Consider the following 12,220-nt stretch of genomic DNA (forward strand, 5'->3'; position numbering starts at 1 on the left):
CCGCCGAGGCCCCTCTCCGGCGCCCCGGCGCCCCGGCGTCCGGGTCAGCCCGTGCTCGGCGGCTGCGGGTACGTCATCAGCGACTGGAGGAACGGCAGGTCGACCTCTTCGAGCGAGCCGACGACGGTGCGGCGCGGGGCGGGGGCGATGGGCGCGACGGAGGGCACGGCGATCACCTGGCAGCCGGCCGCCTCCGCGGCGGCGACCCCGGTCGCGGTGTCCTCGACGACCGCGCACCGCGCCGGGTCCGCGCCCAGCCGGGAGGCGGCCAGCAGATACGGGTCGGGGTGCGGCTTGGTGCGCGCCACCTCGTCGCCGGCGACCGACAGGGCGAAGTGGTGGGGGCCGAGCGAGGCCAGGACGCGGTCGATGATGCGCCGGTGGGAGGCGGAGACCAGGGCGGTGGGGATCTCGTGCGCGGACAGCTCGGCCAGCAGCCGCGCGGCGCCCGGCATCAGGGGCAGGGTCCGGCCGATACGGTCCTCGAACCCCGCGTTGAGCAGCACGGTCACCTCGGCGAGGGTGACGGCGGCGCCGGTGGCCTCGATGAGGAAGCCGGCGCTGCGGGTCATGGGGCCGCCGACGACGACGTGTCTCCACGCCTCGTCGAGGCGGTGGCCGAGCGTGGCGAAGACCTCGACCTCCACGTCCCACCAGAAACCCTCGGTGTCCACCAGCGTGCCGTCCATGTCGAGGAGCACCGCCTGAAGGGCTGAGCCTTCGGCCGTACAGGTGCCGAGCGCGGGGACCGTACTGGTCATCCGGCATACCTCCTTGAGGGACGATCAGGCCGGTTCCCGCGCGGGAACCGGCCTGCAGTGGACCGACCAGTGTACGACGCGGACCGGGCGAACGCCCTGCGAACACCTCGCGCGGGCCTCGCACCCGCCTCGCGCGGGCCGGCAGCGGGCCCCACGGCCGTCGCCGGGGGCCGCGCGCCGGGCGCACGCGGCCCCCGGGACCGGAGACCGGTGCTCCTGTCCCGGGGGCCGCGGGAACCGCTCAGCGGGCGTTGAAGTACTTCGCCTCCGGGTGGTGGATCACGATGGCGTCGGTGGACTGCTCCGGGTGGAGCTGGAACTCCTCGGAGAGGTGGACGCCGATCCGCTCGGGCTCCAGCAGGGCGGCGATCTTCGCGCGGTCCTCCAGGTCGGGGCAGGCGCCGTAGCCGAGGGAGAAGCGGGCCCCGCGGTACTTCAGGGCGAACATGTCCTCCATGGCGTCCGGGTCCTCGCCGGCGAAGCCCAGCTCGGAGCGGACCCGGGCGTGCCAGTACTCGGCCAGGGCCTCGGCCAGCTGCACGGACAGGCCGTGCAGCTCCAGGTAGTCGCGGTAGGAGTCGGAGGCGAACAGCCGTGCGGTCTCCTCGCCGATCCGCGAGCCGACGGTGACGACCTGGAAGCCGATGACGTCGGTCTCGCCCGACTCCTCCGGGCGGAAGAAGTCCGCCAGGCACAGCCGGCGGCCGCGGCGCTGGCGCGGGAAGGTGAAGCGGGTGCGCTCGTTGCCCCGCTCGTCCAGGACGATCAGGTCGTCGTCCTTGGACACGCACGGGAAGTAGCCGTGGACGACGGCCGCCTCCAGGAGGTTGTCCGTCTGGAGCCGGTCGAGCAGCCCGCGCAGGCGGGGCCTGCCCTCGCTCTCCACCAGCTCCTCGTAGGTCGGCCCGTCGCCGGTGCGGGCCTGGCGCAGCCCCCACTGGCCCTTGAACAGCGCGCCCTCGTCCAGCCAGGACGCGTACTCCTTGAGCGGGATGCCCTTGCTGACCCGGGTGCCCCAGAACGGCGGCTCGGGCACCGGGTTGTCGGTGGCCACGTCGGAGCGTACGTGGCCCTCCTCCGGGCGCTCCTCGATCTCGGCGGCGGCCGGGCGGACCCGGCGCTGACGCAGTTCGGGCAGCTTGGCGCCGGGGACGCCGCGCTTGACGCCGATGAGGGCGTCCATCAGACGCAGCCCCTCGAAGGCGTCGCGGGCGTAGCGGACCTCGCCCTCGTAGATCTCGTACAGGTCCTGTTCGACGTAGGCCCTGGTCAGCGCGGCGCCGCCGAGGATGACCGGATAGCTGGCGGCGAGGCCGCGGGCGTTCAGCTCCTCCAGGTTCTCCTTCATGATCACCGTGGACTTGACCAGCAGTCCGGACATGCCGATCACATCGGCCCGGTGCTCGTCGGCGGCCTCCAGGATGGCCGAGACGGGCTGCTTGATGCCCAGGTTGACGACGTTGTAGCCGTTGTTGGACAGGATGATGTCGACGAGGTTCTTGCCGATGTCGTGGACGTCGCCGCGGACGGTGGCGAGCACGATGGTGCCCTTGCCCGCCTCGTCGGTCTTCTCCATGTGCGGCTCCAGATGGGCCACCGCGTTCTTCATGACCTCGGCGGACTGGAGCACGAACGGCAGCTGCATCTGGCCGGAGCCGAACAGTTCGCCGACGACCTTCATGCCGTCCAGCAGGGTGTCGTTGACGATGTCCAGCGCCCTGCGGGTCTCCAGCGCCTCGTCGAGGTCGGCCTCCAGGCCGTTGCGCTCGCCGTCGATGATGCGCCGCTTCAGCCGCTCGTCCAGCGGCAGCGCGGCCAGTTCCTCGGCCTTGCCCGCCTTCAGGGACTTCGCGGTGGCGCCCTCGAACAGCTGCATGAGCTTCTGCAGCGGGTCGTAGCCCTCGCGGCGCCGGTCGTAGATCAGGTCGAGGGCCGTGGTGACCTGCTCCTCGTCGAACCGCGCGATCGGCAGGATCTTGGAGGCGTGCACGATCGCGGAGTCCAGGCCCGCCTTCACGCACTCGTCGAGGAAGACGGAGTTCAGCAGGATCCGGGCGGCCGGGTTCAGGCCGAAGGAGATGTTGGACAGGCCGAGCGTGGTCTGCACCTTGGGGTGGCGGCGCTTCAGCTCGCGGATGCCCTCGATGGTGGCCAGGCCGTCCTTGCGGGACTCCTCCTGGCCGGTGCAGATCGTGAAGGTCAGGCAGTCGACGAGGATGTCCTCCTCGCGGATGCCCCAGTTGCCGGTGAGGTCGTCGATCAGCCGTTCGGCGATCTCGACCTTCTTCTCGGGCGTACGCGCCTGGCCCTGCTCGTCGATGGTGAGCGCGACCAGCGCGGCGCCGTGCTCGCCCGCCAGCTCGGCGACACGGGCGAAGCGGGAGTCCGGTCCCGCGCCGTCCTCGTAGTTCACCGAGTTGATCACCGCGCGGCCGCCCAGCTTCTCCAGACCGGCCCGGATGACCTCGACCTCGGTGGAGTCCAGGACCAGCGGCAGGGTGGAGGCGGTGGCGAAGCGCCCGGCCAGCTCGGCCATGTCGGCCACGCCGTCCCGGCCGACGTAGTCCACGCACAGGTCGAGCATGTGCGCGCCCTCGCGGATCTGCTCGCGGGCCAGCTCCACGCAGTCGTCCCAGCGGGCCTCCAGCATGGCCTCGCGGAACTTCTTGGAGCCGTTGGCGTTCGTGCGCTCGCCGATGGCCAGGTACGAGGTGTCCTGCCGGAAGGGGACCGTCTGGTACAGGGACGCGGCGCCCGGCTCGGGGCGCGGGTCGCGGGCGGTGGGGGTCAGGCCGCGCACCCGCTCCACGACCCGGCGCAGATGCTCGGGCGTGGTGCCGCAGCAGCCGCCGATGAGGGACAGGCCGTAGTCGCGGACGAAGTGCTCCTGCGCGTCGGCCAGGTCCGGAGCGGTCAGCGGGTAGTGCGCGCCGTCCTTGGTGAGCACGGGCAGGCCGGCGTTCGGCATGCACGACAGGGGGACGCGGGCCTGCCGGGCGAGGTAGCGCAGGTGCTCGCTCATCTCGGCGGGGCCGGTGGCGCAGTTCAGGCCGATCATGTCGACGCCCAGCGGTTCCAGCGCGGTCAGCGCGGCGCCGATCTCCGAGCCCAGCAGCATGGTGCCGGTCGTCTCGACGGTCACCGAGACCACCAGCGGCACGTCGTAGCCCGCCGTCGCCATGGCCCGGCGGGCGGCGATCACCGACGCCTTCGTCTGGAGCAGGTCCTGCGTGGTCTCCACCAGCAGCGCGTCGGCGCCGCCGGCGAGCAGCCCCTCGGCGCTCTGCTGGTAGGCGTCGCGGATGGCGGCGAACGTGGTGTGGCCCAGGGTGGGCAGCTTGGTGCCCGGTCCCATGGAGCCGAGGACCCAGCGCTGCCGGCCGTCCCGGGCGGCGAACTCGTCCGCCGTCTCGCGGGCGATCCGGGCCCCGGCCTCGGACAGTTCGGTGATCCGCTCGGGGATGTCGTACTCGCCCAGGGCGGTCAGGTTGGCGCCGAAGGTGTTGGTCTCCACGCAGTCCACACCGGCGTCGAAGTACGCGGCGTGGACCGAGCGGACGATGTCGGGGCGGGTGACGTTCAGGACCTCGTTGCAGCCCTCCAGCTGCTGGAAGTCGTCCAGCGAGGGCTCCTGGGCCTGGAGCATGGTGCCCATCGCTCCGTCGGCGACCACCACGCGGGCGGCGAGCGCTTCGCGGAGGGCGGACACCCGGGTCCGGCTGTCGGCGGAACCACCGGCGGTGGCGTCGGCGGAAGGGGTCGGCGGCAACGAGGCCATGAAGGGGCTCCCTGAAGGTGCGACGGCTGTCGGCTTTGCGTCTTCCCCGGCGGTCCCGGGCGGTCGGCCCAGGGCTCCCGGGAAGGGCGCACGCCGCAAGAGTAGCCGGGACCGGAGGCGGGCGGTCAGGGGCGTCCACCACACGGACGAGCATGTCACCGTTGCCGGGGCGGATGGCCGGTTGCGTAACAGCCGAGGGCCGACCATTAGCGGAGAGTCGACAAGGACCGGTAGTGTTCGGCATTGCCGAACGGCGGCAGCACATCGCACGCCGGCGGTCGAAGGGGACGGAGGGCAGCACGGCGATGGCACGGAACATCCAGTCGCTCGAACGGGCCGCCGCGATGCTGCGGCTGCTCGCGGGCGGCGAGCGACGGCTCGGCCTGTCGGACATCGCCTCGTCGCTGGGCCTCGCCAAGGGCACCGCCCACGGCATCCTGCGCACCCTCCAGCAGGAGGGGTTCGTGGAGCAGGACGACGCCTCCGGGCGCTACCAGCTCGGCGCGGAGCTGCTGCGCCTGGGCACCACCTATCTGGACGTGCACGAACTGCGGGCGCGCGCCCTGGTGTGGACCGACGACCTGGCCCGCTCCAGCGGGGAGAGCGTCCACCTGGGCGTCCTGCACCAGCAGGGCGTGCTGATCGTGCACCACGTCTTCCGGCCCGACGACAGCCGGCAGGTCCTGGAGATCGGGGCCATGCAGCCGCTGCACTCCACGGCCCTGGGCAAGGTCCTGTCGGCCTACGACCCGGTCGCGCACAGCGAGGCGCTGGAGACCGAGCGCCGGGCCTTCACGGACCGGACGGTGTGCACGGCCCCCGACTTCGAGCAGCTCCTGGACCTCACCCGCGCGCGCGGGTACGCGGCCGACGTGGAGGAGACCTGGGAGGGTGTGGCGTCCATCGCGGCGCCCATCCACGACCGGCGGCGGATGCCGGTGGGGGCGGTCGGCATCACCGGCGCCGTGGAGCGGGTCTGCCGGGACGGGGAGCTGCGCCCGGAGCTGATAGCGGCGGTACGCGACTGCGCCCGCGCGGTCTCCCGCGACCTGGGCGCCGGGCGGTTCTGAGCGGCCGTCCGCGCTCCGGCGACGCGTCGTCGCCCACCCTCCGCGGCCCCGGGCCGCACCGGCCGGTACGCCCTCGCGTACCGGCCTTTCGCACACCCGCGCGCGGGTGTCGCGCCGGGCCGCGCACGGCAGCCGTGCCGGGCCGCGCGCGCCGGTGCGGTCCGGGGCGCCACGTAACGATCGTGCTTTGCGCAACAGACCTCTTGACGCCCGTCTGGGAGAGGGTGAGACTCGCGTCCACCGGTCGGCATTGTCGAACACCTTGCGGAAAAACGCGTTAGAGTGTGACAACGCCAAGGGCCGGCATCGCTCTCACCCCGAGGGCACCAGACCCCCGGAGGGACCCGGGGTTCGGCTTCCCCTGGACGAAGGACAAAGGAGTCGCGGGTGTCCAGCTCCGACATCTTCATCGGCGAGACCATCGGTACCGCCATACTCATCCTGCTCGGCGGCGGCGTCTGCGCCGCCGTCACCCTGAAGGCCTCCAAGGCCCGCAACGCCGGCTGGCTCGCCATCGCCTTCGGGTGGGGCTTCGCCGTCATGACGGCCGCGTACATATCGGGTCCGCTCTCCGGCGCCCACCTCAACCCGGCCGTGACGCTCGCCATCGCCATCAAGGACGGCGCGTGGACGAACGTGCCGACCTACCTCGCCGGTCAGCTGCTCGGCGCCATGATCGGCGCGGTGCTCGTCTGGGCCGCCTACTACAGCCAGTTCCAGGCGCACCTGACCGACAAGGAGATCGTCGGTGGTCCCGGCGCGCAGGCCACCACCGCCAAGGCCGTCGAGGCGCAGGAGAAGGGCGCAGGCCCTGTGCTCGGTGTCTTCTCCACCGGCCCGGAGATCCGCAACGTGGTGCAGAACCTCGCCACGGAGATCATCGGCACCTTCGTGCTGATCCTCGCGATCCTCACCCAGGGCCTGAACGACAAGGGCAACGGCCTCGGTGTCATCGGCGCCCTGATCACCGGCTTCGTGGTCGTCTCCATCGGCCTCTCGCTCGGCGGTCCCACCGGCTACGCGATCAACCCGGTCCGCGACCTCGGCCCGCGTATCGTGCACGCCCTCCTCCCGCTGCCCAACAAGGGCGGCTCGGACTGGGGCTACGCCTGGATCCCGGTGGTCGGCCCGCTGGTCGGCGCGGCCATCGCCGCCGGTGTCTACAACGTCGCCTTCGCCTGACGAGCGGCGCGCCCGCCCCACGGGCGGCGCGCGCCGAGCCGCACCGCACGCGCCGTACGCGCAGCCCCACTGACCACGGACCTCAGGAGCAGACAGTGACCGACGCCCACACCGCCGGACCCTTCATCGCCGCCATCGACCAGGGCACGACCTCCTCCCGCTGCATCGTCTTCGACCGGGACGGCCGGATCGTCTCCGTCGACCAGAAGGAACACGAGCAGATCTTCCCCAAGCCGGGCTGGGTCGAGCACGACGCCGCCGAGATCTGGACCAACGTCCAGGAGGTCGTCGCCGGAGCCGTCGAGAAGGCCGGCATCACCCGCGACGACATCAAGGCCATCGGCATCACCAACCAGCGCGAGACCACCGTGCTGTGGGACAAGAACACCGGTGAGCCCGTCCACAACGCCATCGTCTGGCAGGACACCCGCACCGACGCCCTCTGCCGCGAGCTGGGCCGCAACGTCGGCCAGGACCGCTTCCGCCGCGAGACCGGCCTGCCGCTGGCCTCCTACTTCGCCGGGCCCAAGGCCCGCTGGCTGCTCGACAACGTCGAGGGCCTGCGCGAGCGCGCCGAGGCGGGCGACATCCTCTTCGGCACGATGGACACCTGGGTCATCTGGAACCTGACCGGTGGTGCCGAGGGCGGCAAGCACGTCACCGACGTCACCAACGCCTCCCGCACCCTGCTGATGAACCTGCACAGGATGGAGTGGGACCCGAAGATCGCCGAGTCCATCGGCGTCCCGACGGCGATCCTGCCCGAGATCCGCTCCTCCGCGGAGGTCTACGGCGAGGTCAAGGGCGGCCGCCTGGGCGAGCTGCTCGGCGGGATCCCGGTCGCCTCCGCCCTCGGCGACCAGCAGGCCGCGCTGTTCGGCCAGACCTGTTTCGCCGAGGGCGAGACCAAGTCGACGTACGGCACCGGCACCTTCATGGTGATGAACACCGGTGACAAGATCATCAACTCCTACAGCGGGCTGCTGACCACGGTCGGCTACCAGATCGGCGACCAGAAGCCGGTCTACGCGCTGGAGGGCTCGATCGCCGTCACCGGCTCCCTGGTGCAGTGGATGCGCGACCAGATGGGCCTGATCTCCACCGCCGCCGAGATCGAGACGCTGGCGCTCTCGGTCGAGGACAACGGCGGCGCCTACTTCGTGCCGGCCTTCTCCGGCCTGTTCGCCCCGTACTGGCGCTCCGACGCCCGCGGTGTGATCGCCGGCCTGACCCGGTACGTCACCAAGGCGCACCTCGCGCGCGCCGTCCTGGAGGCCACCGCCTGGCAGACGCGGGAGATCGCCGACGCCATGACCAAGGACTCCGGCGTCGAGCTGGCCGCGCTGAAGGTCGACGGCGGCATGACCTCCAACAACCTGCTGATGCAGACGCTCTCGGACTTCCTGGACGCCCCCGTGGTGCGCCCGATGGTCGCCGAGACCACCTGCCTCGGCGCCGCCTACGCCGCCGGTCTCGCCGTCGGCTTCTGGGCCTCCACCGACGACCTGCGCCAGAACTGGCGCCGGGCCGCCGAATGGACCCCCCGCATGGACGCGGACACCCGCGACCGTGAGTACAAGAGCTGGCTCAAGGCCGTCGAGCGGACCATGGGCTGGATCGCCGAAGAAAGCTGACGAGGAGTAAGAACCACCATGACCAGTCAGTCCACCCTGTCCGTGCCTGCCCTCGGGACGCACCCGGCCTCCGGCTCGAACCCGAGCCGGGCCGAGACCCGGGAACAGCTCTCCAAGGCGACGTACGACCTCCTCGTGATCGGCGGCGGCATCCTGGGCATCTCCACCGCCTGGCACGCCGCGCAGTCCGGACTCAGGGTGGCCCTGGTCGACGCCGGCGACTGGGCCGGCGCCACCTCCTCCGCCTCCTCCAAGCTGCTCCACGGCGGTCTGCGCTACCTGCAGACCGGCGCGGTGAAGCTGGTGGCGGAGAACCACTTCGAGCGCCGTGCGGTCTCCCGCCAGGTGGCCCCCCACCTGGCGAACCCGCTCACCTTCTACCTCCCCGTGTACAAGGGCGGGCCGCACGGCGCGGCGAAGCTCGGGGCGGGCGTCTTCGCCTACTCCGCGCTCTCCGCATTCGGTGACGGCGTGGGCCACCTGCTCAGCCCGGCCAAGGCCGCGCAGGACGTGCCCGAGCTGCGCACCGAGAACCTCAAGGCCGTGGCCGTCTACGGCGACGACCAGATGAACGACGCGCGCATGGCGCTGATGACGGTCCGCGCGGCCGTCGAGGCGGGCGCGGTCGTCCTCAACCACGCCGAGGTCACCGGGCTGCGCTTCACCAAGGGCCGGGTCACCGGCGCCGAACTGAAGGACCGGCTGTCCGGCGACGAGTTCGGCGTGGACGCCCGGCTGGTGCTGAACGCCACCGGTCCGTGGGTCGACCACCTGCGCAGGCTGGAGGACCCGAACGCGGCGCCCTCCATCCGGCTGTCCAAGGGCGCGCACCTGGTCCTCAAGCGCACCGCGCCGTGGAAGGCCGCGCTGGCCACGCCCATCGACAAGTACCGCATCACCTTCGCCCTCCCCTGGGAGGACATGCTGCTGCTGGGCACCACCGACGAGGAGTACGAGGGCGACCCGGCCGATGTCGCGGTCAACGACAAGGACGTCGCCCAGATACTCGACGAGGCCGCGTTCTCCATCCGCGACCAGCAGCTCGACCGCGATCTGATCACGTACGCCTTCGCGGGTCTGCGGGTGCTGCCCGGCGGCCCCGGCGACACCGCCAAGGCCAAGCGCGAGACGGTCGTGACCGAGGGCAGGGGCGGCATGCTGTCCGTGGCCGGCGGCAAGTGGACCACGTTCCGGCACATCGGCCGCACCGTGATGAAGAAGCTGGAGTCGCTGCCGGGCCACCCGCTGGGCGACGACTTCGAGCCGATCTCGTCGCTGCCGAAGAAGCTGCCGCTGCCGGGTATCGCCAACCCACGCGCGGTCGCGCACCGGCTGCTGGTGGACCGTCCGGCGCCCGGCCCGCGCATGGCCGCCGACACCGCCCGGCACCTGGCCACGCACTACGGCTCGCTGGCCCTGGACATCGCCCGGCTGGCCAACGAGAACCCGGAGCTGGGCGAGCGGGTTCACCCGGACGCCCCGGAGATCTGGGCGCAGGTCGTGTGGGCGCGCGACCAGGAGTGGGCCGAGACGCCCGACGACGTGCTGCGCCGCCGTACGACGCTGACGATCCGCGGCCTGGCCACGGACGAGGTCCGCGCGAAGGTGCAGGACGTGCTCGACAAGAAGTAGTCCGCACGGCGGAGGGGGCGGTTCCGCGGCTGCGGGACCGCCCCCGACGGCTGTGCGGGAGGGCCTTCCGGGGCTCCGTACGCGAGAGCCGTCCAGGGCTTCGCACGGGTGCGCGGGCCGGGAGCAGCCGGCGGCCCGGCCGCATAATGGCCGCCGAGACATCCCATGTCTGACGGAGCGGAGACCGAGCATGGCAGTGACCGACGAGGCGATCGAGAAGATCAAGGCCATGATCGTCTCCGGTGCGCTGCGGCCCGGTGACCGGCTGCCCGGGGAGAGCGAACTCGCCGCCGGTCTGGGGCTGTCGCGCAACTCCCTGCGGGAGGCGGTGCGCGCGCTGTCGCTGATGCGGATCCTGGACGTGCGCCAGGGCGACGGCACGTATGTGAGCAGTCTGGATCCGCAACTCCTGCTGGAGGCGCTGAGCTTCGTCGTCGACTTCCACCGCGACGACACCGTGCTGGAGTTCCTGGCGGTGCGCCGCATCCTGGAGCCGGCCGCGACCGCGCTGGCGGCCGCCCGCCTCGACGAGCGGTGTCTGGACGCCCTGGAGGCGCGGCTGGACTCGCTGGGCCCGGCCCCTTCGGTGGAGGAACTGGTCGCAGCGGACCTGGAGTTCCACCGGGGCGTCGTGGCCGGCTCGGGCAACTCGGTGCTCTGCGCTCTGCTCGACGGGCTGTCCGGGCCCACCACTCGGGCCCGGGTCTGGCGCGGGCTGGCCCAGGAGGACGCCGTGGGCCGCACGCTGCGCGAGCACCGGGCGATCCTCGGGGCACTGCGCGACCGGGACGCGGAGGCGGCCCGTTCGTGGGCGACGGTGCACATCGCGAGCGTCGAGCACTGGCTGCGCTCGGCGCTGTGACAGCGGTCAGCCCTCGGAGGTGTGGGGCGCGCCGCAGGTCCGGCGGCGGGCAGCGGCGATCATGGGTGTTCGAGTGTCTCGGACGGGGCAGTGATGCGTTCACTCCCCCGTGCAAGGGGGTCGCGGTCGCCCCCGCGGCACGCCGTAAGGTTGGTGGGTCAAGCGAGGGCACGTCGGAAGGAGGCGCTGGGTGATCGAGCTCGAGGGGGTACCCGAGCTGATCGACCCGGTCATGGTGGCCGCGTTCGAGGGCTGGAACGATGCCGGCGACGCCGCCTCCACCGCGGTCGCGCATCTGGAGAAGGAGTGGAAGGGCGAGGTGTTCGCGGCGCTGGACGCCGAGGACTACTACGACTTCCAGGTGAACCGCCCCACGGTCTTCATGGACGGCGGTGTGCGTAAGATCACTTGGCCGACGACCAGGCTGTCGGTGGTGCGGATCGGCGGGGACAAACCGCGCGATCTGGTTCTGGTGCGCGGGATCGAACCGTCCATGCGCTGGCGCTCGTTCTGCAACGAACTGCTCGGTTTCGCGCACGAGCTGGGGGTGGAACTGGTGGTGATCCTGGGCGCCCTGCTCGGCGACACCCCGCACACCCGCCCGGTGCCGATCAGCGGGACGACCTCCGACGCCGACCTGGCCCGCCGGATGGACCTGGAGGAGACCAAGTACGAGGGCCCGACGGGCATCGTGGGCGTCCTCCAGGAGGCGTGCACGCACGCGGGTGTCCCGGCGGTCTCCCTGTGGGCGGCGGTGCCGCACTACGTGTCGCAGCCGCCCAACCCGAAGGCCACACTGGCGCTGCTGAACCGCCTGGAGGACCTGCTCGACCTGCGGATCCCGCTGGGCGAGCTGGCCGAGGACGCACGGGCCTGGCAGGTGGGCGTGGACCAGCTGGCCGCCGAGGACACCGAGGTCGCCGAGTACGTGCAGACGCTGGAGGAGGCCCGGGACACCGCCGAGCTGCCGGAGGCGTCGGGCGAGGCCATCGCCCGCGAGTTCGAGCGGTATCTGCGGCGCCGGGACGGCGGCGGGCCCTCCTCCGGCGGGCACGCCACGGCGGACGGCGGCGAGGGCGGCTCGTTCCTGCGGGACGGCCCCGGCGGGCGCACCCGGCCGCCGAAGCCGCAGCGGCCCGAGGCGGAGACCGACGAGCCCGAGGCGGAGACCGACGACGGCAGCGCCGGCCGGGACGGCGGCGACGGCGAGCCGGGGGACGACGCTCCGAAGGACTGAGCGGTCCGGAGCCGGGGACGGACGGATCGGGGGCGGTGCGCGGATCGCGCACCGCCCCCGATCG

At 72.1% G+C, this 12,220-nt stretch carries 8 protein-coding genes; 6 read left to right on the plus strand and 2 right to left on the minus strand.

What is annotated here, in order from left to right:
* Positions 1-44: 44 nt before the first annotated feature.
* Positions 45-761, minus strand: coding sequence for an HAD family hydrolase (locus R4Z62_RS06005; protein WP_491519282.1), 717 nt, complete (start codon positions 759-761; stop codon positions 45-47).
* Positions 762-1,002: 241 nt separating this feature from the next.
* Positions 1,003-4,539, minus strand: coding sequence for a methionine synthase (gene metH / locus R4Z62_RS06010; RefSeq protein ID WP_491519283.1), 3,537 nt, complete (start codon positions 4,537-4,539; stop codon positions 1,003-1,005).
* Positions 4,540-4,844: 305 nt separating this feature from the next.
* On the opposite strand from metH, the gene R4Z62_RS06015 reads away from it, so the two are divergent.
* From R4Z62_RS06015 to R4Z62_RS06040, 6 genes are all read left to right on the plus strand, one after another.
* On the plus strand, positions 4,845-5,609 hold the full coding sequence (locus tag R4Z62_RS06015; protein ID WP_026252954.1) for an IclR family transcriptional regulator: 765 nt from the start codon (positions 4,845-4,847) through the stop codon (positions 5,607-5,609).
* A 387-nt stretch (positions 5,610-5,996) separates the two neighbouring features.
* Positions 5,997-6,791, plus strand: a complete 795-nt coding sequence (locus R4Z62_RS06020) for an MIP/aquaporin family protein (protein ID WP_491519284.1) — start codon at positions 5,997-5,999, stop codon at positions 6,789-6,791.
* Between the two features lie 95 nt (positions 6,792-6,886).
* Positions 6,887-8,425 carry a glycerol kinase GlpK gene (gene glpK / locus R4Z62_RS06025; RefSeq protein ID WP_064531892.1) on the plus strand — a complete coding sequence of 513 codons (1,539 nt, stop codon included), beginning with the start codon at positions 6,887-6,889 and terminating at the stop codon, positions 8,423-8,425.
* A gap of 18 nt (positions 8,426-8,443) precedes the next feature.
* A complete protein-coding gene (locus R4Z62_RS06030; protein WP_491519285.1) occupies positions 8,444-10,057 on the plus strand; it encodes a glycerol-3-phosphate dehydrogenase/oxidase in 1,614 nt (537 codons plus the stop codon).
* 190 nt (positions 10,058-10,247) lie between these two features.
* Positions 10,248-10,919 carry a FadR/GntR family transcriptional regulator gene (locus R4Z62_RS06035; protein ID WP_491519286.1) on the plus strand — a complete coding sequence of 224 codons (672 nt, stop codon included), beginning with the start codon at positions 10,248-10,250 and terminating at the stop codon, positions 10,917-10,919.
* 190 nt (positions 10,920-11,109) lie between these two features.
* On the plus strand, positions 11,110-12,156 hold the full coding sequence (locus R4Z62_RS06040; protein ID WP_064531898.1) for a PAC2 family protein: 1,047 nt from the start codon (positions 11,110-11,112) through the stop codon (positions 12,154-12,156).
* Positions 12,157-12,220: the final 64 nt, after the last annotated feature.

The sequence above is a fragment of the Streptomyces sp. PL-25 genome, assembly GCF_058344915.1.

What these genes read in the sequence shown, in the direction of transcription:
- R4Z62_RS06005 (WP_491519282.1), bottom strand. Translation starts at nt 761, where the DNA reads ATGACCAGTACGGTCCCCGCGCTCGGCACCTGTACGGCCGAAGGCTCA.
- R4Z62_RS06015 (WP_026252954.1), top strand. Translation starts at nt 4,845, where the DNA reads ATGGCACGGAACATCCAGTCGCTCGAACGGGCCGCCGCGATGCTGCGG.
- metH (WP_491519283.1), bottom strand. Translation starts at nt 4,539, where the DNA reads ATGGCCTCGTTGCCGCCGACCCCTTCCGCCGACGCCACCGCCGGTGGT.
- R4Z62_RS06030 (WP_491519285.1), top strand. Translation starts at nt 8,444, where the DNA reads ATGACCAGTCAGTCCACCCTGTCCGTGCCTGCCCTCGGGACGCACCCG.
- R4Z62_RS06035 (WP_491519286.1), top strand. Translation starts at nt 10,248, where the DNA reads ATGGCAGTGACCGACGAGGCGATCGAGAAGATCAAGGCCATGATCGTC.